Here is a 21,498-nt window from a genome sequence, read left to right as displayed (position 1 = left end):
TTTCACGACCGGCTCTCCGCGTCATATGTAACAATCTGGCCGGGGCTCAGCAGCTTGCCGCCTTCGACAACGACCACATCCCCGGGCGCGAGCCCATGGGAGATCACGATCGTCCCCGTTCCGTAATCATCGACGGTCACCGTCTTCAGGGAGACCGTCTTGCTGGCCCGGTCCAGGCGCCAGACGGCGGGCGTGGCACCCACCGCAGCGAGCGCGCTCCATGGCAGAACGATCCGTTGCTCCGGCTTCCAGGTCGCGGTGCCGGTGACCGGGCTGCCCAGGGTCATCGCCGCAGGCGGGTTCTCGATGGCCACCTTCACGTGCACCGTGCCGGTCTTGGGATCCACGGTCGGCGAGATTTCCCGCACGTGCCCCGTCGCGGTCACCGCAGGATCGGAGACGAGGGCCAGCGCGATCCTGTCGCTCTCCGCTTCCCGGAAGAATGTCTCGTGCACATCGAACACGGCGTCCCTGTCCCCGTCCTGCGCCAGCGTGAAGACCGAAAGCGCCGCCTGCGCCACCTGTCCTGCTTCGAGATTGCGGACGGTGATGACGCCGGCCGCGCTTGCCCGCAGTTCGGTGTAGGTCAGCGCGTCCTTGGCGGTGCCGAGCTGCGCCTTGGCCACCTCGAGTGCGCTTTTAGCGCCGCCCAACGCTTCCTGCGCCTGATCGTAGGCCGCACGCGTGGTGAAGCCCTTGGCGAGGAGCGTCTTCTGCCGCTCGAAATTGGCGGTGGCGACCTTGAGCCGGGATTCGGCTGCTGCGACCGCCGCGGTAGCGGCGGCGAGATCGGCCTGCTGTTCCGTGGGAGCGAGGCGCGCCAGGACGTCGCCGGCCTCAACATGCGCGCCCACGTCCACCAGACGTTCGGTCACCCGCCCGGTCACGCGGAAGGAGAGTTGCGCAAGGGTTCGGGCCTGCACGTCTCCGGTCAGGACGATCGAGATCGTTCTGTCGACCATCTGCACGGTCTGGACGCGAACAAGAATAGGCTGCTTCGCCGTCGCCACGGAGTCCGCGCGGTCGCAGCCCGCCAGGGCTTGCATGAGCACCAACATCAATACCAGCGGCCCTGCGGGTCTCGCAACGGGCCACGCGCTCGACCATCGATCGGAGCGGCGGGCGGGAATGGGGTCGATCATGGATGCAGGCTCACAACAAGGCGCATGCCGAACCGCCTCGTCCCTGGGCGATCCGAACGTTAGGCCTTCGTGGATATTATTGACTAACTCGTAAGTCAATAGATAGATTGGTTTCCGGCGAAACGTCGCGTCGCTTGCATGCGGCCAGGCACGCTCACGAATGGGTAGACAAGCCATGAACGCACCGACCAAGGCCCGGATGCGCCGCAAGGCGGACCGACCGGGCGAAATCCTTGAGGCGGCATTCGAGGAATTCGCCAAGCACGGCTACGCCGCGACCCGGCTCGAAGACGTGGCGAAACGCGTCGGCGTGACCAAGGGCACCATCTATTTCTACTTCGAGACCAAGGAACGCGTCTTCGACGAGATGATCCGTCACGTCTCGCGGCCCATCTTCGACGAGGTGACCAGCTTCGTTGCCGCGCTCGAAGGTCCGTTCGGGGTCCGGCTGCGCGCTCTGCTCGACTTTCTGTTCCGTTTCATCGCCGAGGAGCGCGTGGGCCGAGAGGTGATGCGGTTCCTGATCGCTGAAGGCGCGCGGTTTCCCGATCTCGTCGAGCGCCACCACCGGGAGTTCCTGGTGCCGTTCCTCGAACGCCTGCGCGAGATGATCGCTGCCGGCATCAAAGCCGGGGAGTTTCGCGCCACGCCGGCGCTCCGATACCCCGAGCTCATCTTCAGCCCGGCGCTGCTCCTGAACGTCTGGTGGCTTCTGTTCGACGACCGGCATCAGATCGACGTAAAGATGTTCATCGATGCCCAGTTCGACCTTCTCATGGATGGTCTGTCGATGGGCGGTCTGGAGTCGGAGCCCAAGAGGCTTTCAGCAAAGTTGCCCCGCTCCGGGCGCTCCAAGGCATAGGCATAGGCTCATCGGCCGTCAACATCACGCTGCTGCGGCACGACGCTGACATATGCGAAGCTCCTCGCGCCGATCATGGGCCGGCGCGAGGAGGCATGCATCTATTCAGCGCTCACTTCATGGCGTCGGAAAGGGAGTCGCGGATGGATTGATAGGTCTCGACGACACGCGTGCGCACATCCTCGTAGGCCTGCTTCGCCTTGTCCCATGAGCTCGCACTGGCCTTCTTCAGGCTGGCCGCCCGCGCCTTGAGCTCCTCAACCTTCTTCTCCAGTGCCGCGATCTGCTTGTCAACGGCCGCGCGCTGGTCCTGGGCGAGCTTGCCGGCATCGGCCTTGAGCTTGGAGATGGTGCTTTCCAAGGCCTTCTGGCGGGCTTCGACCTGAGCGAGAAGCACCGCCTTGCGCGTGTCGAAATCGGCGTGGACCTCATCCAGATAGGTATCGACCTCCTTCTGGAAGGTCTTCCAGCTGTCGTCCAGCGACTTGCGGGCGTCGGTGATCTGTGCCGCCGTCCACGTGCGGCTGTTGTCGAGCATCGCCTCGGCCTTGGCCCGATAGGCGTCGCGCGTCTCCTGCAGCTGTTTGACGGCCGCATCCGCCTTCGCCTTCACGGCGCCCTTGAGCTCGGAGGCATTCTTCTCCACGACCAAGACGCTGGCATCCAGTTCGGCAAGCCGCTCCTGCGACCAGGCGATGGCCTGTCGGGTCAGGGACGGATCGGCCGGCACAGTCGTGGAGGAGGGGGCGGCCGCCGGAGCGGGTGCCGGTTTCACCTCAGGAGCCGCGCCCTGTGCTGGCTCGGCCGCAGGAGCAGGGGTGGTCGCGAGGTCTTCTGCGTGGGCGGTGGCCGCCGGCAGGATCGCGATCCAGCCGAACAGCGCGGCACCCATCTTCCAGGCGCGAAAGGGCATCGTATTTCTCCCTGATATTGTCGACGTTTTCGTCAAATGGAACGGGGCGCCGAAAGCCGCGCGCCGCCGGGCGCGCGGATCAGAACAGCTTCGCCAGTGCTTCGGTGATCTTTTTGACGGTCTTTTCGTGAACCGCCTTCGTCTCGGCGATGCCAGCCTTGATCGCCTCCCAGGTCTCTTCGCCCGCGCTCGGTGCCTGGCCGAGCTTCACCTTGGCCTTCTCTGCTCCTTCGCTGAGTCGTGTCATGGCGGCATCGAATTCGATGCTCGCCTTCTCGACGGCGGCTTCAGCCTGCGCCTTCAGACCGTTCAGCGCGCGCTCCCAGGACTTGCGCTGGGCTTCGACCCGCGCGGAGATGGCCTTGCGGGCCACATCGGATTGCTCGCCGGTGGAGGCGAGGAAGGCCTGGAAGGCGGACTCCACTTCCACCCATTCCTCTTCCACGGCCTTCTGCGCTGTCAAGACCGCGCTCTTCGTTTCGTCCGCCTGGGCTTGCAAAGACGCGACCTGCTCCTTCAGCTTGGCTTGGGAGTCGCGCAGGCGGGAGAGCGCCAGATCGGCCTTGCCGCGGGCTGCCTGCTGAAGCTCGCCGGCGGCTTTCTCGGTCTGAGCGACCATGGCGTCGACTTCGTCGAGCCGTTGCTTGGCCCAGGCGATGGTTTCGTGGGCGAACGATTGCTCTGTCATGATCAAACTCCCTAAGTTTACGCGTGGGGGCGTCTTCCCGGCGGGAATTTGGCGTGGCGCTGCGGATTATGGCGTACCGGTCAACAGGTCACTGCGGGTCAGGTCATGGATAAGGACATCGACCATCGCCATGTGCGCCGACTTGAGCTCCGTCCAATCCATGCCACGCAGGAGGATGCCGCGCAGCAGCCGGAATCCGGCCATCCCAGTGACGATGGCGGTCGTGCGGAGCCGGACGGCTTCATCATCAATGGATGCGGGTGCGATCATCCGCACCGCCGCGACGAGTTTTTTCTGAAAGGGGGCAATGGCCTGATCGTGGATGAGCTGGAGGGCTTCGTCATTGTCATAGGCGCAGCGGGCGAAGAAAGAGGCCCAGGTGCGGGGTTCGGCATCGTCGAGCAGGACGCGCAGGTAACCGGTCAGTGCCTTCTCGAGCCGCTCTTCGGGCGAGGCGATGGCGGGATCGTCCAGGATGGCGCAAAGAGCACCTACCCGCATGTGAGCGTAATCGGCGATCTCTCGGGCCGCTTCCATGTAGAGCTCGCGCTTGCCGACGAAATGATAAGGAATGGCGGACAATGTAACATCCGCCGATTTGGCCAGCATGCGCGTGGTGGTTCCCTCGAACCCTACGCGGCCGAAGACATCGATTGCAGCTTCGATCAGCTGCCTTCTCGTTTTCATACTGCGTGATTCATGGCCATTCGCCGACTGACCGGATGTGTACAAGCTCATCGACTATCGCCTTTTGTAAATATAGTATGATCGAACGAACCCTTTATGAAGGGATTCGTTGCAGGCGCAGAGCACCGTTCCGCAGACGACGGCTCCGTCGGTCTGATCCAACCGAGGAGAATGCCCGGCTGAGGTGGGTGAATGGATCTCCTCCAGATGGTCTCACCCTGGCGCGCCTTGATCAGCAAGTGCAAAAAAAGGAAATGCTCCTCGCCATGAAGCCGCCTCGGCGGGGAGGAGCCTCGCCTCATTCCGCAGCCAATTGCGACTTATTGCCCGCCGTCCCCTTGGCAAATCCAAGGCGGCGGGTCCGCGCGGCCGCGACGAGGGATTTGAAGATCCGGCGCGCGAAGGCGCGGTGCTGCAGGAATTCCGGATGGAACTGTACACCTACGCAGAAGGAGCGGGTTTCATGCTCGATGGCCTGGATGAGGCCGTTGGCCTCCGCACCGTTCACCTTGAAGCCTGCGCCCAGATCCTTTACCGCCTGGGTATGGATGGAGTTGACCTCCAGCTGCTCATGACCTGATAACCGCGCCAGCCAGCCATCGGGCGTCAGAAATACGGTCTTGCGGTAAAAGATGCGGCGCAGAAAGCTGGTGGGATAATTCTCTTCATGGTGGCTGAGGTCCGGGTAGAGGGTGCCGCCCTCCAGCACGTTCAGCATCTGCATGCCCCGGCAGACGCCCAGGACTGGAATGTCGTGCTCCAGCGCCGCCTGCGCCCAGGACGCCTCCATGTCGTCGCGGGCGAGGTCGTACCGGTGGCCCGTCTTCGGAGCGCCGCCATAGCGGTTGGGGAAAACATCCGAACCGCCCCCGAACAGCAGGCCATCCACGGAATGAGGGTCGTGGGGAGCCTTCGATGTAATGGCGATCGCCTTGCCCCCTGCCAACCAGATCGCGAAACGCATGGCATGGTAGGCCATCCAATCGCCTTCGTCCGGCTTGGTCACGCCGATGATGGGACGTCCGCCGGCATCGTAGCGACGGGAGGTGGCGGGCCTGCCCGCGCGGCCGGAGTGAGCCTTGTCGGTCGCCTGAGGTGCAGAGTACCGGAACTCCGGTGGCAACTCGCGATGCTTGAGCAGGCTGGACACCACGAACAATATGCCCAGGCCCACGGCGGGATCGTCGTCGAAATCAAGCTCGGAAGGCAGGTCCTTCTGCTCTTCCAGGCGCGTGCGGAACTCCTTGAAGACGCGCGCGCCTTTCGCGGCGGCGCTCGCCGATTCCAATAACTGGTGCGCCGCCGACAGGATTTCCTTGCGTGATGCATGACCGCGGCTTTGCGCCCAGGCTTCCGCGGCGCGTTCCAGATCGGGGTCGGAGGCGGCCAGATCCTCGGCTGCGGAGAGGATCCACGCCCCCGGTGTGCGGGTGCGGTGGCCTTGCAGGACGGCGTGCGGATCGGCCGCCGGCAGCGCGCGGCCCGCCGCCAGCTGGAAGGCCAGCCAGGGGAAATCCACGCCCGAGGACATGGAATGGTAGAGCCCGGCCCAGTAGCGGGGGTTCATCTCGATCATTTTCGGCGGCGTCGATGGGTCGCCGTTCCAGCGAAAGTCGATCTCTCCCACGCCGTTCCATCCTGTCGCCTTGAGCAGGGCGCGGGCCGATGCCCTGAAGGGCGTGTCGTCCACCGTCTCGCGAACGGCGCCGGCACCCGCCTCGTGGGGGAATTGGGCGAGGTTGCGATAAACGACGATCCCCGCCAAATCTCCATGATCGGCGATGATGGAGACACAATAGTCCTCGCCCTCCACCAGTTCCTGCAACAGGATCGGGCGTTCCGGACCTGCGGCCTTCAGATAGGTGTCCAGCGCGGCTCGATCCCTGATCTTTTTCACGCCGCGCCCGCCCACACCGTCGGTCGGCTTGGCGATGAGCGGGAAATCGGTGGCGACGTTCGCGGGCAGACCGTTTCGGAACGTCCCCGGCTCAAGGATGCGGGTGGCGGGACCCGGCAGGCCGGTCTCTTTCAGAAAACGGGCGAAGTGATCCTTGGGCGAGATCATCTCGATGGAGGCGAGGTCCGGTGCCGCGACGCGGATCGCCGGCTCGAAGCGTTCGCGGTATTTGGCAAACAGGCGCGCATCGCGAAAAGCCGGCATCAGCACATAGGGGCGGTCGTCCTCTGGTGCGTATCTGCGCACAGCCTCTTCGAAATCGGCCAGCGCCTGTTCTTCATCCTTCTCGAAAGCGGTGTGAGTGAAATTGTCCATCACATGGCGCGAAAAGGAGAGGACGGTCATGTTCACATCATCGCAGCCGATCACCTCGACCCCATGCTCGTGCAGAGAGCGGGCGATGGCCAACGCCATAAGGCTGCGGCCATAAGTGACGATCACCCGCCCGGCGGATGGAGCTTCGTCGGATAGCGGTACTCCAAGGATGTGGCGGTTGGGCATCCGATCGTTTCCCTCTGAGAACAACGTGCCACAACGAGGCGCGGTTGGGCGGGCCCCGGTCAGTCGGCGAGCGCCCCGCCCGCCAGAGTGAACGGGCTCGACAGGGTCGTGCCCACCGTGTTGAACACGAAGGCGCCGGCACGGCGCAGATCACCGCCCGCGCCGTCTCCGCGGGTCGCCGCGAGCCGCGGATAGAGCCCGGCGAGGCTGGCATAGCGGTCGTGCTTGAGCGGGTCCGAAGTCGTCAGGCTGGAGATGTCGACGATCTCAACGTTCGCCCTCACCGCGGTCTCTTGGACCCGCGGGTCGTCCACATCAAGCGCCCCGACCCGCAGGCGCTCCCCGCCGATCTGGCTCGACACCTTCAGCGCCACGTCGTCCCGCGAGACCAGCACGACCATGGGCGGCGAAAGTGGCCCGATTACCGCCAGCTGCGCATGGAACACGTCCACGTCGATGTCCGGGGCGGCGAGCACTACATCGAGCCGGCCGATGACGGCGCCTTTTCCGGCAAGCCGCAGCTGGCGCAGCGCCTCCATGGTGAGCCAAGCGCCCATGGAATGGGCCAGCACCGTGATGCGCCCGTTCCCCCGATCGCGGACGAGGAGGGTCAGGAGGTCCGCGAGGCCGTCGCGGGAATAGGTGACGGCCTCCTTGTCGGCGACATAGCTCGTCACCTTCGCCTCGGACGGCCATGCGAAGAGGATGGGCACACCGGAGATGTCGGCGTCCGCCGTCATCTGCGCCAGCCGGAAGAGGGCCTCCTGGAAACTTCTGTTGTAGCCGTGGACATAGACCCCCACCTTCCGTCCTCCGGTTGCGAGCCCCGCGGCCGCGACCCGGCGCTCGAACGTGGTGCGGTCGAGCGTGATCTGCTCGACGGTGGCGAAACTCGTCGCGGGATTGGTAGGTCCCTGCGCCCATTCGATCTCGCCGGGCCGATGCCCGGGGGGCACGGAAATCCTGAACGCGGCGAAGTTGAGAGCCGCCGCGCGCCCCGTGGTGAAGTTGTTGCTCTCGGGCGCGCCGCGGGCCCGTGTGGTGGCGACATAGACTGTCACGACCCTTGCACCGGGGACGGAAGCGAACGTGGGGGTGAGCACCTCCGGACCCGGGCGCGGTGCGCAGCCCGCGATCAGGGTCAGCGCCAGGAGCAGGGCCAGCCGCTTCGTCGCAGAGACGAAACGGCCGCTCTCAGGTCTTGTGTTCCCTCCCGGCTCCATCGGCTCTCCCCCGTGTTGGGTCGCAATCAAAAGGTCCGTAGAGCACGGCCGTCAGGTGTGCCTTCCCGCCTCGCCCATCATGCAGGTGATCGCCTCGGTCATACGACGCTCCAGTTCTCCGCCCTGAGGCTCCTGCAGCGGCGCCACCTGCAGAACAGTGCGCATAATGCCGATGCCCACGAGGAAGGCGGCGATCATCGATGCCTCTTGCATTCCCGGCTGGCCCAGCCGTCCGCTCAGAGGCGCGATGAATTCTTCCACGATGAACGCGCGCAGAACGCTCGCCGCCTTCGGGCTGGACAAGGAGCGGATGACGATGTCGAGCGGCCCGACTTCGTCAGGTGACCGCGCGCCGTCGCGTGAAAAGATCTGGCTGGCGAGCACGCGGGCGGGATCGGCGGCGGCATCCGCGAGAATCCGGTCGGCCTGGATCGTCGCCCTGACGGCCTCGGTGAACAGGCGTTCCTTGGAGCCGAAGCAGCGGTGGACGTAGGCGACGTCGACCCCGACGTCGGCCGCGATGTCGCGCAAGCCGGTCTCTTCATAGGAATGCATGGAGAACCGCAGGATCGCAGCCGCCAGGATGCGGTCCCTCGTCGCCATTGCTGGCTTTGTTGCCGATCCGATGAGCATCGCCCCCTCATGGAAAAATGGTTGCTGGCTGTCGCTCCTATGCCTAGGATCGGCCCCGGTCAACCTTGGTTGATCAAGCTCAAGGCGCCGCCGGCGATATCGATCCAGCTTGTTTTTGCGATAGGCGCGCCCTTTGATGGCGAGGAGAGCTGCAATGACGAGCGAGACCACCACGACCGGGATGCAATCGTGGCTGAATCAATTCACGAATGCGGCGCCGGGCCAGTTCGACTGGACCAAGTCGGTCTCCGAGGGGCCGTTCAAGCTCTACGGAGCGTTGTACAAGCAGATGCTCGCTGGCGCGGCGCGCCAGCTGCAGATCCAGGCGGACTACGTCGGGAGACTGGCGGAATGCAAAGACCCGGGGGAGGCGCTCGCCGCCCAGAGCGAGTTGGTGCAGAAATCCGTCGCGTGCTGCGTCGAGAGCGGACAGCAGATCGCGACGGCAATGGGCCAGGGTGTTCCGCAGGCTTCTCAATTAGACGCTTGAGCTGACGTGCTTTCTTCGCGCGACGTGGTTTCCATGGTCGCGCGAAGACGTTTCTGTTCCGCCCTTCGGGACGCGTACTCATTTTCCTGTCCAGGGGACAGTGCGATGTCCGGTTTCGCGTTCTTTCAATTCGCGTCCTTTCAACAGGAAGGCGGAGTACGGCGGAGGCCGTTGGACCCCACGCCGTTTATGAGCTCCGAATTTCAACGAGAGCCCCCGACCCCATGACCTCGACCCGGAAGCTTCTGATTTTCGCAACCCTCGCCGTGATCATGGCCGGCGGAGGGTATTGGGGGTGGCAGACGTTTTTCAACAAGAGTCTGCCTGACGGCATCGCCAGCGGAAACGGGCGCATCGAGGCGACCGAGATCGATGTGTCCACCAAGATCCCAGGCCGCATCAGGGACATCCTTGTGGACGAAGGCGACTTCGTCGAGGCCGGCCAGATGCTTGCCCGCATGGACACGGAGCAGCTCGAAGCTCAGCGCCGACAGGCACAGGCTCAGCTCCAGCGGGCCTTGATCGGCATCGACACCGCCAAGAGCCTCGTCACCCAGCGCGAGGCCGAACGCCGCGCCGCGATCGCCACCATCGCCCAGCGCAACGCCGAGCTCGACGCTGCGGACCGCAAGCTCGCGCGATCGAGCCAGCTCGTGAAGACCAATGCTGTGTCCCAGCAGGTGTTCGACGACGACCGGGCGAGCGCCGAGGGCGCCAAGGCCGCCGTGGCCGCCGCCGAGGCCCAGCTCGCCGCCAGCGAGGCCGGGATCAGCACCGCGAAGGCGCTCATTGTCGACGCCGAAGCGGCAGTGGACGCGGCGCGCGCGGCCATCGACAGCATCACCGCCGACATCAATGACGGCGTGCTGAGGTCCCCCCGCGCCGGACGCGTCCAGTATCGTGTCGCCCAGCCCGGTGAGGTCTTGTCCGCGGGCGGGCGGGTGCTCAACCTCGTGGATCTCGGCGACGTGCACATGACCTTCTTCCTCCCCACCGTCCAGGCCGGGCGGGTCGCCCTTGGCGCGGAGGTCCGGCTCGTGCTCGATGCGGCGCCGCAATACGTCATTCCGGCCAAGGCTACCTTTGTGGCGGACGTCGCCCAGTTCACGCCCAAGACGGTGGAGACGGAGGAGGAGCGCCTCAAGCTCATGTTCCGGATCAAGGCGCAGATTCCGCCGGAGCTGCTGACGAAATACATCCAGCAGGTGAAGACCGGCCTGCCCGGCATGGCCTATGTGCGGCTTGATCCGAACGTGGAATGGCCGGCCCGGCTCCAGCAGGGCCTCCTGCAATGAGCCCCTCGGAGGAAGCCGGCACGCCTCCCGCACCCGTCCGGTCCGTGGTGTCCGTGCAGGCGGTCTCCCTCTCCTACGGCAAGACCCGGGCGCTGGACGGGGTAAGCCTCGATGTTCCCGCCGGCCGCATGATCGGCCTCATCGGGCCGGACGGGGTCGGCAAGTCGAGCCTGCTGTCGCTGATCGCCGGAGCACGGGTCATCCAGCAGGGACGCATCACGGTGCTGGGCGGGGACATGGCCGACGCCCGGCACCGGCGCACCACCTGCCCGCAGATCGCCTACATGCCGCAAGGCCTCGGCAAGAACCTCTACCCCACTTTGTCGGTGTTCGAGAACGTGGACTTCTTCGGCCGCCTGTTCGGGCAGGGCCGGGCCGAGCGGGAGCGCCGGATCGGCGAATTGCTGCAGAGCACCGGCCTTGCCCCCTTCGCCGACCGACCGGCGGGCAAATTGTCCGGAGGCATGAAGCAGAAACTCGGCCTGTGCTGCGCCCTGATCCATGATCCGGACCTGCTCATCCTCGACGAGCCCACCACCGGCGTCGACCCCCTGTCGCGGCGCCAGTTCTGGGAGCTGATCGAGACCATCCGCGCCGGCCGGCCGGGCATGAGCGTGATCGTCGCCACCGCCTACATGGAGGAGGCCGCCCGCTTTGACTGGCTGGTGGCCATGGATGCCGGCAAAGTGCTCGCCACCGGCGCGCCCGCGGATCTCCTGGCGAAGACCGGGGCCGCCAACCTCGACGCCGCTTTCATAGCCTTGCTTCCTGAAGAAGAGCGCGCGGGGCACCGGGAAGTGGTCATTCCGCCTCGCCCGGAGGGCGCGGACGGGGAGATCGCCATCGAGGCCGAGCATCTCACCATGCGCTTCGGCGACTTCACCGCGGTGGACGACGTGAGCTTCCGCATCGCCCGCGGCGAGATCTTCGGCTTCCTCGGCTCCAATGGCTGCGGCAAGACCACCACCATGAAGATGCTCACGGGCCTTCTGCCGGCGACCGAAGGCAAGGCCCGCCTGTTCGGGCAGGAGGTGGACCCGGACGACTTGGCGGTGCGCCGGCGGGTCGGCTACATGTCCCAGGCCTTCTCGCTCTACACGGAGCTGACGGTCCGGCAGAATCTCGACCTGCACGCCCGCCTGTTCGGCTTGGCCCCGAAGGCGATCCCGGCGCGGATCGCCGAGATGGTGCGGCGCTTCGATCTTGCCGACGTCACCGACGCGCTGCCGGACGCCCTGCCGCTCGGCATCCGCCAGCGCCTTTCGCTGGCGGTGGCCATGATCCACGCGCCCGACATGCTGATCCTCGACGAGCCCACCTCGGGCGTCGATCCCATCGCCCGCGACGGCTTCTGGCAGATCCTCTCGGACCTTTCCCGCAAGGACAACGTGACCATCTTCGTCTCCACCCACTTCATGAACGAGGCGGAGCTGTGCGACCGCATCTCGCTCATGCACGCGGGCAAGGTGCTGGTCAGCGACCGTCCGGCGGCGATCATCGAGACGCGCGGCGCCAAGGACCTGGAAGAAGCCTTCATCGCCTATCTGGAAGACGCCATCGGCACCAAGGCGGCTCCCGCCGCGCCGCCGGAGCATCAGCCTGTGTCGGCGACGAGCGACCGCGCAGAGGAATGGGCCGGCAAGGTGGCCACTGACGGCGGCACCAAATTCAGCCTGCGCCGCATGTTCGCCTATACCCGCCGCGAGGCGCTGGAGCTGCGGCGGGACCCGATCCGCGCCGCCCTCGCCATCCTGGGGAGCGTGCTCCTGATGCTCGTGGTGGGCTACGGCATCAACCTGGACGTGGAAAACCTTTCCTTCGCCGTGCTCGACCGCGACGACACTACGGTGAGCCGCGACTACGTGCTTCAGATCGCCGGCTCGCGCTATTTCACGCAGAAGGCGCCCATCACCGACTACGCCGACCTCGACCGGCGCATGCGCAGCGGCGAGCTCAGCCTCGCCATCGAGATCCCCCCCGGCTTTGCGCGTGACGCCGCGCATGGGCGCAAGGTGCAGGTCGCCGCCTGGATCGACGGCGCCATGCCGGTCCGGGCGGAGACCGTGCAGGGCTACGTGCAGGGCATCCATGCGAGCTGGCTCACCCAGAAGGCGCGCGAGCTCTACGGCAAGTCCGCCACCGTCGGCGATTTCCAGCTGCAGATCCGCTACCGATACAATCCAGGCGTCGAGAGCCTGGTCGCCATGGCTCCGGCAGTGATCCCGCTGCTCCTGATGATGATCCCGGCGATGCTGGCGGTGCTCAGCGTGGTGCGCGAGAAGGAATTGGGATCGATCATCAACTTCTACGTGACGCCAGTGACCCGGCTCGAATTCCTCGTCGGCAAGCAGCTGCCCTACGTAGCCCTCGCCATGCTGAACTTCCTGATGCTGACGGCGGTCGCCGTCTTCATCTTCCGTGTGCCCTTCACCGGCAGCTTCCTCACTTTCACCTTCGGTGCGCTACTCTACGTCATCATCGCCACCGGGATGGGGCTCGTGATCTCCACCTTCATGAGCAGCCAGATCGCCGCCATCTTCGGCACCTCCCTCATCACCCTCATCCCGGCGGTGCAGTTCTCGGGGATGACCGACCCGGTCTCCTCCCTCCAGGGCGCCGGGGCGTTCATCGGGCGCATCTACCCCACCACCTATTTCATGGTCATCGCCCGCGGCACCTTCTCGAAGGCCCTCGATTTCGCCGACCTGTGGAGCGCGTTCGTGCCGCTCCTCATCACCGTGCCCGTGCTGCTGTGCCTCGGGGCCGTCCTCCTCAAGAAACAGGCGACGTGAGCCATGCGCGCCGCCAACGTCCTCCAGCTCGGCATCAAGGAGCTGCGCGGCCTCGTCCGCGATCCCGTGCTGCTGTTCCTGATCGTCTATGCCTTCACGGTCTCCATCTATACGGCGTCGAGGGCGATGCCGGAGACGCTGAACCGGGCCGCCATCGGCATCGTGGACGAGGACCAGTCCCCGGTGTCGGTGCGCATCTCCACCGCTTTCTATCCTCCCTACTTCACCCCGCCGCAGCTGATCACGCCGCAGGAGATGGACGCCCGCATGGATGCGGGCCTCGACACCTTCGCCCTCGACATCCCGCTCGACTTCCAGCGCGATCTCCTGGCCGGCCGCGCCCCCACCATCCAGCTCAACATCGACGCCACCCGCATGACCCAGGCCTTCACCGGTGGCGGATATGTCCAATCCATCGTCTCCAGCGAGGTGAGCGAGTTCCTCAACCGCTATCGCCGCGCCTCTGACGTGCCCGTGGACCTCGTGCTGCGCTCTCGCTTCAACGCCGAATTGAACAAGAGCTGGTTCGGCGCCATCACCAACGTTATTTCCCACATCACCATGCTGTCCATCATTCTCACCGGCGCCGCCCTCATCCGCGAGCGCGAGCACGGCACCATCGAGCATCTCCTGGTGATGCCGGTGACGCCGACCGAGATCATGGTGAGCAAGATCTGGTCCATGGGGCTCGTGGTGCTTGTGGCCACCTCTTTTTCCTTGACAGTGGTCGTGCAGGGGTTTCTCGCCGTGCCCATCCAGGGCTCCCTTGCCTTGTTCCTGGCAGGCACCGCCCTCCAGCTCTTCGCCACCACGTCGCTGGGCATCTTCCTGGCGACGGTCGCCGGCTCCATGCCGCAGTTCGGCCTGCTGCTGATGATGGTGCTGCTGCCCCTGCAGGTGCTCTCCGGCGGCGTCACCCCGCGCGAGAGCATGCCGGAGATCATCCAGGTCATCATGTATGCAGCGCCCAACACGCACTTCGTCATGCTGGCTCAGGCCATCCTGTTCCGTGGCGCCGGGCTCGACGTGGTGTGGCCCCAATTGCTGGCCCTCGCCGGCATCGGCACGGTCCTGTTCCTCTTCTCGCTCCAGCGCTTCCGGGCCTTCCTGCGGTGAGGGGCGGGGGCTTTCGCCCCTATCCCTGCGGGGAAGCCCGGCCGAGGGTCTTCCTCGCCACCGCATAGCCCTCGGCCTGATTGGCCTTGATGGCCAGGTCGGAAAAATCGTAGTCGCGGGACGAGTGTTCTCCCGCCTGGCCTGCGCGCACGAACCGCGTGATGGTCGTCGCCGCGCCGTCCCCCATGAGCTGGATGTAGGCCGGAATGCGCTTGATCCGTCCACTCTCCTCTGGCTCGAGCCGAGCGAGGATATGGTCGATGAGCCGGCGATAGGCTTCGACGGTTTCGCGATGGCGCAGGTCGCTGTGCACCCGCTCCGCATAGACGATCTCGTCGCGCCGGGCGAGGACCTCCAGCATATTGGTCGGCAGCGCCCTCTCACCCGAGAACAGATCGACGACGAACACCCTTTTCCCGTCGGGGCCGCAGCGGTCGATGACGAGGTCGAGCGGCGAGTTGCTGATGATGCCGCCGTCCCAATAGGCCTTGCCGTCGACCATGGTCCAGGGAAAGCCCGGCGGCAGGCTGCCGCTCGCCAGCACATGGTCCGGGGTCAGGTCGTCCACGTAGCTGTCGAACACGTCGAGGGTCGCCGTCATCACGTTCACGGCGCTGACGAGAAGGCGCACGGGACTGTCCTTGAGCGCGGCGAAGTCGACATATTTGGCGAGCAGCGCTTTCATGGGCGTCGTGTCGTAGCAGCTGGTCCAGTTCGCCGCCCAGTCCGCAGGGCCGTAGGGCGGCAGGCCCCAGCGCGGGGTGAAGAAGTTGGGCACGCCCAGCGTCAGGATTCTCGTCGCCGCTGCCGCACGCCTGAGTTCGGGGAAGGGGACGTTGGGCGTCGTCACGGCAAGGTCCGCCCAGAACGCTTCGAGGGCCTGCGCGGCGTGGCGGGGATTGCCGGCGATGACGGCGCCGTTCAGGGCACCGATGGAGACGCCCGCGACGATGTCCGGGAAGATCCCCTCTTCCTCCAGGGCCTTCACGACGCCGCATTCGAACGCGCCCAGGGCACCGCCGCCCTGGAGGATCAGCGCCGTCTGCGTCGGGATGCGGTCGAGGACGAACGCATCCTCATGCAGGCGCTCCTTCACATCGCCCAGGCCAACCCGATAGCGGATCAGGCCCTCGGCCACGCGCGTCTCGTCGGCGGGACGCCCCACCGAGAACAAGGCGCGCGGCACGTCGCCCTTCAGGTAGAACAGCGCGAAGGATCCCTGGTCGAGGGCGCCGCGAGCGACCCGGGCATCCGCCTCTTCCGTCGCGCCGAGCACGTTGAAGCCGATGTCGCCCACTTCGCAGAAGAAATAGGAGACCTCGTCGTAGCGCAGCCGGCGGCCCATCATGTTGCGCGCGGCGAGCCGCCCCTGCTTCACGGCGTTGTCCCAATGCTCGATGTGCCGGCGGCGGGCGAACACGGGATCATAGAAGGTGGTGACGTCGCCGGCGGCGAAGACGTTCGGGGCGCTCGTGCGCAGCAAAGCGTCCACCACCACGTAGCCGCCCTCGAGGGCGATGGCGCTGCCGGCGAGAAATTCCGTGGCCGGAGCGACGCCGATGCTGACCACCACGAGGTCGCACGCCACGTGACGGCCGGCGGCCGTCTCCACCTCCTGAACGCGCTCCCGGCCGCGCAGCACGGCGGCGGTGTCGTTCAGGATCACGGTGGCGCCGCGGCCTTCGGCATAGCGTTCGAAGTAGCTGGAGAGATCGGGGGCTTCGAGATGCCGCAGCAGCACCGGCCCCTGCTCGATGATCGTCACCTTGAGGCCGGCGTCCAGGAGCGACATGGCGATCTCCATGCCGAGGAAGCTGCCGCCGAGCACGACCGCGTGCTTTGCCTGCGTGATGGCGGCCCGGATGGCATCCGCATCGGTCTTGCGGCGCAGGCTGAAGACGCCGGGGAGCGACGCGCCGGGAACCGTGAGCGGCTTGGGCGCCGCGCCGGTGGCGATGAGGAGCTGGCCATAGCCGATCTCCTCCCCGCGCGCCGTGGTGACGGTCTGCTTTGCCGTATCCACGCCGACCACCCGTGCGCCGAGGGCAAGCTCGATTCTGTGCTCGCCATAGAAGCTTTCCGGGTGGACGAAGATCCGCGCCTCGCCTTCGGTTCCGGTCAAAAGGTGCTTGGAGAGCGGCGGATGGTGATAGGGCGGCACATCCTCGGCCGAGAGGATCACGATCGACCCCGTCGCGCCCTCGGCGCGCAAGGTCTGCGCCGCGACCGCGCTCGCGAGCCCGCCGCCCACGAGCAGGAAATCGACGTGCCGTGACGCCGGACGATCAGCCCCGGCACTCTCCCTCTGCTCTGTCATCAGGTGCTCCTCGATCGGACGCCGGCCGACCCCATTCAAAGCGTTCGCGATCCGGCCAAATTGCTCAGCATTCGCCTACGCCCTCCCCTACAACCAGCGGGGGGCGATTTCCGCGACCCGCAGCGTATCGGACCGATCACCTCCCGGAAGACATTTCATCACAAGTCCCGAACAACCGGATCACATGTGGAATCCTGCCTCACCTCAATGTTCCTAAATTCCATTCGATTGGAGGCTGTTACAGGATCGCCACTGGGCATCAGACAGCATCTCGTGGGTGCCGCGGCCTCTACTCCTCGCGTCAGCTCGCCCGCGCCTGCGAAGAGCGGGTCCATGTCATGGCGGTGACCGGCCTGAACCGGCCCGACGTCCGCACCATCGCGGCGTTCCGCAAGCGCCACCTCGTCGCCCTGTCGGAGTTGTTCGTGCAGGTGTTGCATCTGTGCCGGGCAGCCGGGCTGGTGCAGTTCGGTCATGTGGCGGTGGACGGGACGAAGCTGAAGGCGAATGCCTCCCGCCACAAGGCCATGAGCTATGGCGGACGAAGACGGTCGAACCGGCTCTGGCGGCTGTTTAGTCCCGGCATTTGGTGGGCCGGCTTGGCCTGCTCACCCCCTCCGTCCTCGGGACGCACTCTCATCGTCCGAGATACTTGATGAGCGCCGCGATCCCGAGGACGACCAGCACCAGGATCAGGAGGCTGAACAGCCACATTCCCCACATGCCGGAGCCCATCATACCGTCGAAATTCATCATGATTCCCTCCCTGGAGCCGGACCCGCCTCTGCATTCCAAGAACGAGGACGCCTCAGCCGAGCGGCGTGCGCCGCAGGCGCAGGGCATTGGCGATGACGCTGACCGATGACAGCGCCATGGCCGCGGCGGCGATGATGGGCGACAGCAGAAGCCCGAACAGGGGATAGAGCACGCCCGCCGCCACCGGTATGCCCGCCGCATTGTAGATGAAGGCAAAGAACAGGTTCTGGCGGATGTTGCTCATGGTGGCGTGACTCAGCTGCCGGGCGCGGGCGATGCCCTGAAGATCGCCTTTCAGCAGGGTCACGCCGGCGCTCTCGATGGCGACGTCGGTGCCCGTTCCCATGGCGACGCCGACATCCGCCGCGGCGAGCGCGGGCGCGTCGTTCACGCCGTCGCCTGCCATGGCGACGATGCGGCCTTCCTGGCGCAGCCGGGCAACCACCTGCGCCTTGTTCTCCGGCAGGACCTCCGCCTCCACCTCGTCGATGCCGAGGCGGCGCGCCACCGCCTGCGCGGTGGTCCTGTTGTCGCCGGTGAGCATGACGACGCGGACCCCGGCTGCCCTGAGGGCCGCCAAGGCGGCGGGCGTCGTCGCCTTGACCGGGTCGGCGATGGCGATGAGGCCACCGACGCGCCCGTCGACGGCGACGAAGATCACGGTGGCGCCGTCGCCGCGCAGCGCCTCGGCCTCGGCCGAAAGGGCCGAAAGGTCCACGCCCGCCTCGCCCATGATGCGATGGCTGCCGATGACGAGCTTGCGGCCGTCCACGCTCCCGGTCACACCCTTGCCCACGGGACTATCGAAATCCTGGGCCTCGCCGAGGGGCAGGCCCCGCTCCTGTGCCGCCGCCACGATGGCCGTTGCGAGCGGGTGCTCGCTCGCCCGCTCGAGCGTCGCCGCAAGCCGCAGGAACGCGTCCTCTTCCAGTCCGCCGGCCGTCCTCAGGGCGACCACCTTCGGCTTGCCTTCCGTCAGGGTGCCGGTCTTGTCCACCACCAGCGTGTCCACCTTCTCGAACCGCTCCAGCGCCTCGGCGTTCTTGATGAGCACGCCCATGGATGCGCCGCGGCCGACGCCCACCATGATGGACATGGGGGTCGCCAGCCCGAGCGCGCAGGGGCAGGCGATGATGAGCACCGCCACGGCGGCGATCAGCCCGTGGGCGAAGCGCGGCTCCGGTCCGAAGACGCCCCACGCCGCGAAGGCGAGGACCGCGATGGCGATCACCACCGGCACGAACCAGCCGGAGACCTCGTCGGCCAGCCGCTGGATCGGCGCGCGCGAGCGTTGCGCCTCCGCCACCATGTGGACGATCTGCGCCAGCATGGTGTCCCGCCCCACCTTGCCGGCGCGCATGACGAAGCCGCCGCTCTGGTTGAGCGTGCCGCCGATGAGCCTGGCGCCCACTTCCTTGGTGACCGGCATGGACTCGCCGGTGATCATGGATTCGTCCACGGAGCTGCGCCCTTCGACCAGTTCGCCGTCCACCGGCACCTTCTCGCCGGGGCGCACCCGCAGGCGGTCGCCGACGGTGACGATTTCGAGGGCCACGTCCTCGTCCGTTCCGTCGTCGCGCACGCGGCGCGCGGTCTTGGGCGCGAGGTCGAGCAGGGCGCGGATGGCACCGCCGGTCTGCTCGCGGGCGCGCAGTTCCAGCACCTGCCCCAGCAGCACCAGCACGGTGATGACGGCGGCGGCCTCGAAATAGATGGCCACCGATCCGTCGGTGGCGCGGAAGGTGGCGGGGAAGATCTGCGGCGCGAAGGTCGCCACCACGCTGTAGGCCCACGCCACGCCCGTGCCCATGGCAATCAGCGTGAACATGTTGAGGCGGCGCGTGACCAGAGATTGCCACGCGCGGGTGAAGAACGGCCATCCCGCCCAGAGCACCACCGGTGTGGCCAGCAGGAACTGGATCCAGTTGGAGGCCTGGGCACCCAGCAGCATGTGGAGGTTGGTGAGGTGCCCGCCCATCTCCAGAGCCAGGACCGGCACGGCAAGGACGAGGCCGACCCAGAACCGCCGCGTCATGTCGAGAAGCTCGGCGCTGGGGCCGGTCTCGCCTGTCGTCACCTCTGGTTCGAGCGTCATGCCGCAGATCGGGCAGTTGCCGGGCCCGACCTGCCGGATCTGGGGGTGCATGGGGCAGGTATAGATCACGCCCTTCGGCTGCTCCCTGGCGGGGCGGGAGCGAGCTTCCGTCGCCACATAGGCGGTGGGTGCCGCCTCGAATGTGTCGTGGCATTTCGCGGAGCAGAAGAAATAGGTCTTGCCGCCGTATTCCGACCGGAGCCCGGCGGTGGCCGGGTTCACCTCCATCCCGCAAACGGGGTCCTTGACCGTCTCCGCGGGCGAGCTTCCGGTCCCGATGTGCGGGTGATCCACAGGGGCATGATGATGATGGCCGGCGTGCGCGTCATGCTCAGTCATGAGGACCGTCTCCGGAGGAAGGGACGTATGGGGATGAAATTGCGATACGAGGGAGAAAGGCGGGAACGCGCCGGGCGTAATCGTCCCACAGGGGCCCGAACTCGGCGCGGGCAGCCGCTTCCTCCTGCCGCGCCAGTCGGACATAGACCCAGACCAGGATCGGGAAGATGGCGAGCGTGACCAGCGTCGGCCACTGCAGCAGGAAGCCGAACATGATGACGACGAAGGCGGCGTACTGGGGATGCCGGACCCGCGCGTACGGGCCTTCGGTCGCAAGGCGATGATCGCGCTGGGCCGCATAAAGCACGTTCCAGCTTACCGCGAGCAGCCAGAAGCCGCCGAAGATCAGAATGGTGCTGAGGATGTGGAACGGCTCGAAATGGGGATTCACGCGCCACCCGAACAGGGTCTCGAGCAGATGACCGGCGTCGTGGGACCAGAAATCGACGCCGGGGAACTGCCGGCCGAGCCATCCCGACAGGAGGTAGATGGTCAGCGGAAACCCATACATCTCGGTGAACAGGGCGACGACGAAGGCCGAGAACGCCCCGAGGGTGCGCCAGTCCCGCGGCGTCCTGAGCCGGGTGAAGCTCGCGGCGAACAGGATGAAGACCACCGAGTTGAGGATGACGAGGCCCCACAGGCCGTAGGCCGGCGTTTCGGTCATCGGACATCCCCTTCGGGCCCCGGCCCCGGCCTGCTCCGTGAGTGTCCCGCATGGTGGCCATGGCCGTGATGCATGAACATGTGCATCAGCGGGCAGGCGAGCAGCAGGAGGAAGGGCAGGTATCCCAGCGCATGGGCACGATGCTCCGAGAGCAACAGGAAGCCCGCCGCGAGAAGAAAGCCGATGGCGACGATGCCGCCAGGCGAGCGCCAGAATCCTCGGTGCCGGACTTGCGCGCCGTTGTCGTTGCCGGGTCGCGGCATATGGCTGGTGTCGTCATGCAAGGACATATGATCCTCCCGCCTGCTCGAGGCGGACCGGCCGCGTTCATGCCGATCCGCCCAAGGGCTCGATCCTCACCTGGACTCGACGCTCACATGGTCACGATGCTCACATGGGCCCCATTCCGCCCGGCATCATGAGTTGGTCCGCCGTGCGCTTCTGTGCCTCGTCGAACGACGCGTAGAGCGGCCCGAGCGCGGCCTTGAGGCGCCGTACCGCTTCGAGACGGGCGACAAGCATGCGCTCGTGACCGTCGATCCGCTGCAGCACGGTCGGGGCGCCGCCGCCCTGCGCGGCCATCATCATCTCCTGCATGTCGCCCATCATGGCGCGGTTGGCCTTGAGCGCCTCCGTGAACGCACTCCACAAGGGCTGCTGGGCGTCGGTGATCTTCAGTTCGGCCTTCAGGAAGGCGATGCGCCCTGTGATCCGGCCGGGATCCATCATCTGGCCCATCCCCATGGCGCCGGCGGCGGCTCCGCCCATCATCCCCATGCCGGCCCCTGTGTTTCCGCCTCCCATCATGCCCATGCCACCCTGACCCATCATCCCCATCATGCCTTGAGGACCACCGGGTGCCGGGGCGGCTTGAGGCGGCTGCGGCGTGGGCGTGACCGCCAAGGGCGCCGTGGGTTGGGGCGCAGCAGGCTGGGCCTCCGGCGGATGGTGCGCGTCCTCGGCGAAGCCCGGCGTAGCAAGCAGCAGCGCGCTGGCGAGCATCAGATTGTGAAACGTCGTCATGG

Annotated in this window: 17 protein-coding genes and 1 pseudogene; 6 read left to right on the top strand and 12 right to left on the bottom strand. The window is 66.3% G+C overall.

What is annotated here, in order from left to right:
- Positions 1-2: 2 nt before the first annotated feature.
- Entirely contained in the window at positions 3-1,142 is a 1,140-nt protein-coding gene (locus V5F63_RS25115) for an efflux RND transporter periplasmic adaptor subunit (protein ID WP_348841880.1), read from the bottom strand.
- Positions 1,143-1,317: 175 nt separating this feature from the next.
- Between V5F63_RS25115 and V5F63_RS25110 the strand changes: the two genes are divergently transcribed.
- On the top strand, positions 1,318-2,004 hold the full coding sequence (locus tag V5F63_RS25110; RefSeq protein WP_394103171.1) for a TetR/AcrR family transcriptional regulator: 687 nt from the start codon (positions 1,318-1,320) through the stop codon (positions 2,002-2,004).
- Between the two features lie 112 nt (positions 2,005-2,116).
- On the opposite strand, the gene V5F63_RS25105 is transcribed toward V5F63_RS25110, so the two are convergent.
- From V5F63_RS25105 to V5F63_RS25080, 6 genes are all read right to left on the bottom strand, one after another.
- Positions 2,117-2,917, bottom strand: a complete 801-nt coding sequence (locus V5F63_RS25105) for a hypothetical protein (RefSeq protein WP_394103170.1) — start codon at positions 2,915-2,917, stop codon at positions 2,117-2,119.
- 79 nt (positions 2,918-2,996) lie between these two features.
- On the bottom strand, positions 2,997-3,605 hold the full coding sequence (locus tag V5F63_RS25100; protein ID WP_394103173.1) for a sll1863 family stress response protein: 609 nt from the start codon (positions 3,603-3,605) through the stop codon (positions 2,997-2,999).
- Positions 3,606-3,671: 66 nt separating this feature from the next.
- Positions 3,672-4,343 (bottom strand): CerR family C-terminal domain-containing protein, encoded by a 672-nt coding sequence (locus V5F63_RS25095; protein ID WP_394103169.1) that lies wholly within the window; start codon positions 4,341-4,343, stop codon positions 3,672-3,674.
- Between the two features lie 247 nt (positions 4,344-4,590).
- A complete protein-coding gene (locus V5F63_RS25090; RefSeq protein ID WP_394103168.1) occupies positions 4,591-6,750 on the bottom strand; it encodes a gamma-glutamyl-gamma-aminobutyrate hydrolase family protein in 2,160 nt (719 codons plus the stop codon).
- Between the two features lie 59 nt (positions 6,751-6,809).
- Positions 6,810-7,973, bottom strand: coding sequence for an alpha/beta hydrolase (locus V5F63_RS25085; protein WP_394103167.1), 1,164 nt, complete (start codon positions 7,971-7,973; stop codon positions 6,810-6,812).
- 51 nt (positions 7,974-8,024) lie between these two features.
- Positions 8,025-8,780: a TetR/AcrR family transcriptional regulator gene (locus V5F63_RS25080; protein ID WP_394103166.1), complete on the bottom strand. Its 756-nt coding sequence runs from the start codon at positions 8,778-8,780 to the stop codon at positions 8,025-8,027.
- Between V5F63_RS25080 and V5F63_RS25075 the strand changes: the two genes are divergently transcribed.
- From V5F63_RS25075 to V5F63_RS25060, 4 genes are all read left to right on the top strand, one after another.
- Positions 8,761-9,096, top strand: coding sequence for a phasin family protein (locus tag V5F63_RS25075; protein WP_011993027.1), 336 nt, complete (start codon positions 8,761-8,763; stop codon positions 9,094-9,096). The genes V5F63_RS25080 and V5F63_RS25075 overlap by 20 nt on opposite strands.
- A gap of 224 nt (positions 9,097-9,320) precedes the next feature.
- Positions 9,321-10,391 carry an HlyD family secretion protein gene (locus tag V5F63_RS25070; protein WP_394103165.1) on the top strand — a complete coding sequence of 357 codons (1,071 nt, stop codon included), beginning with the start codon at positions 9,321-9,323 and terminating at the stop codon, positions 10,389-10,391.
- Positions 10,388-13,183: a ribosome-associated ATPase/putative transporter RbbA gene (rbbA, locus tag V5F63_RS25065; RefSeq protein WP_394103164.1), complete on the top strand. Its 2,796-nt coding sequence runs from the start codon at positions 10,388-10,390 to the stop codon at positions 13,181-13,183. Before V5F63_RS25070 ends, rbbA begins: the two co-directional genes overlap by 4 nt.
- Positions 13,184-13,186: 3 nt before the next feature.
- The gene (locus tag V5F63_RS25060; RefSeq protein WP_394103163.1) at positions 13,187-14,299 is read left to right on the top strand and encodes an ABC transporter permease; all 1,113 of its coding nucleotides are present in this window, start codon (positions 13,187-13,189) and stop codon (positions 14,297-14,299) included.
- A 19-nt stretch (positions 14,300-14,318) separates the two neighbouring features.
- Here V5F63_RS25060 and V5F63_RS25055 read toward each other — a convergent pair whose 3' ends face one another.
- Positions 14,319-16,616, bottom strand: coding sequence for an FAD-dependent oxidoreductase (locus tag V5F63_RS25055; protein ID WP_011993023.1), 2,298 nt, complete (start codon positions 16,614-16,616; stop codon positions 14,319-14,321).
- 281 nt (positions 16,617-16,897) lie between these two features.
- Here V5F63_RS25055 and V5F63_RS25050 point away from each other — a divergent pair.
- Positions 16,898-17,187, top strand: a pseudogene (locus tag V5F63_RS25050) (transposase); the annotation flags it as partial.
- A 237-nt stretch (positions 17,188-17,424) separates the two neighbouring features.
- Here V5F63_RS25050 and V5F63_RS25045 read toward each other — a convergent pair.
- The 4 genes from V5F63_RS25045 to V5F63_RS25030 form a co-directional block, all read right to left on the bottom strand.
- Positions 17,425-19,806 carry a heavy metal translocating P-type ATPase gene (locus V5F63_RS25045; RefSeq protein WP_394103162.1) on the bottom strand — a complete coding sequence of 794 codons (2,382 nt, stop codon included), beginning with the start codon at positions 19,804-19,806 and terminating at the stop codon, positions 17,425-17,427.
- A complete protein-coding gene (locus V5F63_RS25040) occupies positions 19,799-20,473 on the bottom strand; it encodes a methyltransferase family protein (RefSeq protein ID WP_394103161.1) in 675 nt (224 codons plus the stop codon). The genes V5F63_RS25045 and V5F63_RS25040 overlap by 8 nt, the downstream gene beginning before the upstream one ends.
- The gene (locus V5F63_RS25035) at positions 20,470-20,763 is read right to left on the bottom strand and encodes a DUF2933 domain-containing protein (RefSeq protein ID WP_348841867.1); all 294 of its coding nucleotides are present in this window, start codon (positions 20,761-20,763) and stop codon (positions 20,470-20,472) included. Before V5F63_RS25035 ends, V5F63_RS25040 begins: the two co-directional genes overlap by 4 nt.
- A gap of 100 nt (positions 20,764-20,863) precedes the next feature.
- Positions 20,864-21,496 carry a Spy/CpxP family protein refolding chaperone gene (locus V5F63_RS25030; RefSeq protein ID WP_348841866.1) on the bottom strand — a complete coding sequence of 211 codons (633 nt, stop codon included), beginning with the start codon at positions 21,494-21,496 and terminating at the stop codon, positions 20,864-20,866.
- Positions 21,497-21,498 lie beyond the last annotated feature (2 nt).

The sequence above is a fragment of the Xanthobacter wiegelii genome (genome assembly GCF_043193855.2).
Lineage (GTDB): Bacteria > Pseudomonadota > Alphaproteobacteria > Rhizobiales > Xanthobacteraceae > Xanthobacter > Xanthobacter flavus_A.
The sequence above is the reverse complement of the archived record's forward strand: the minus strand, read 5'-3'. Positions and strand labels throughout refer to the sequence as shown.

Excerpts from the sequence above, each read along its gene's own strand:
- V5F63_RS25075 (WP_011993027.1), top strand. The coding sequence starts at position 8,761 with ATGACGAGCGAGACCACCACGACCGGGATGCAATCGTGGCTGAATCAA.
- V5F63_RS25055 (WP_011993023.1), bottom strand. The coding sequence starts at position 16,616 with ATGACAGAGCAGAGGGAGAGTGCCGGGGCTGATCGTCCGGCGTCACGG.
- V5F63_RS25040 (WP_394103161.1), bottom strand. The coding sequence starts at position 20,473 with ATGACCGAAACGCCGGCCTACGGCCTGTGGGGCCTCGTCATCCTCAAC.
- V5F63_RS25105 (WP_394103170.1), bottom strand. The coding sequence starts at position 2,917 with ATGCCCTTTCGCGCCTGGAAGATGGGTGCCGCGCTGTTCGGCTGGATC.
- rbbA (WP_394103164.1), top strand. The coding sequence starts at position 10,388 with ATGAGCCCCTCGGAGGAAGCCGGCACGCCTCCCGCACCCGTCCGGTCC.
- V5F63_RS25085 (WP_394103167.1), bottom strand. The coding sequence starts at position 7,973 with ATGGAGCCGGGAGGGAACACAAGACCTGAGAGCGGCCGTTTCGTCTCT.
- V5F63_RS25100 (WP_394103173.1), bottom strand. The coding sequence starts at position 3,605 with ATGACAGAGCAATCGTTCGCCCACGAAACCATCGCCTGGGCCAAGCAA.
- V5F63_RS25115 (WP_348841880.1), bottom strand. The coding sequence starts at position 1,142 with ATGATCGACCCCATTCCCGCCCGCCGCTCCGATCGATGGTCGAGCGCG.
- V5F63_RS25035 (WP_348841867.1), bottom strand. The coding sequence starts at position 20,763 with ATGTCCTTGCATGACGACACCAGCCATATGCCGCGACCCGGCAACGAC.
- V5F63_RS25030 (WP_348841866.1), bottom strand. The coding sequence starts at position 21,496 with ATGACGACGTTTCACAATCTGATGCTCGCCAGCGCGCTGCTGCTTGCT.
- V5F63_RS25095 (WP_394103169.1), bottom strand. The coding sequence starts at position 4,343 with ATGAGCTTGTACACATCCGGTCAGTCGGCGAATGGCCATGAATCACGC.
- V5F63_RS25090 (WP_394103168.1), bottom strand. The coding sequence starts at position 6,750 with ATGCCCAACCGCCACATCCTTGGAGTACCGCTATCCGACGAAGCTCCA.
- V5F63_RS25060 (WP_394103163.1), top strand. The coding sequence starts at position 13,187 with ATGCGCGCCGCCAACGTCCTCCAGCTCGGCATCAAGGAGCTGCGCGGC.
- V5F63_RS25045 (WP_394103162.1), bottom strand. The coding sequence starts at position 19,806 with ATGACTGAGCATGACGCGCACGCCGGCCATCATCATCATGCCCCTGTG.
- V5F63_RS25070 (WP_394103165.1), top strand. The coding sequence starts at position 9,321 with ATGACCTCGACCCGGAAGCTTCTGATTTTCGCAACCCTCGCCGTGATC.
- V5F63_RS25110 (WP_394103171.1), top strand. The coding sequence starts at position 1,318 with ATGAACGCACCGACCAAGGCCCGGATGCGCCGCAAGGCGGACCGACCG.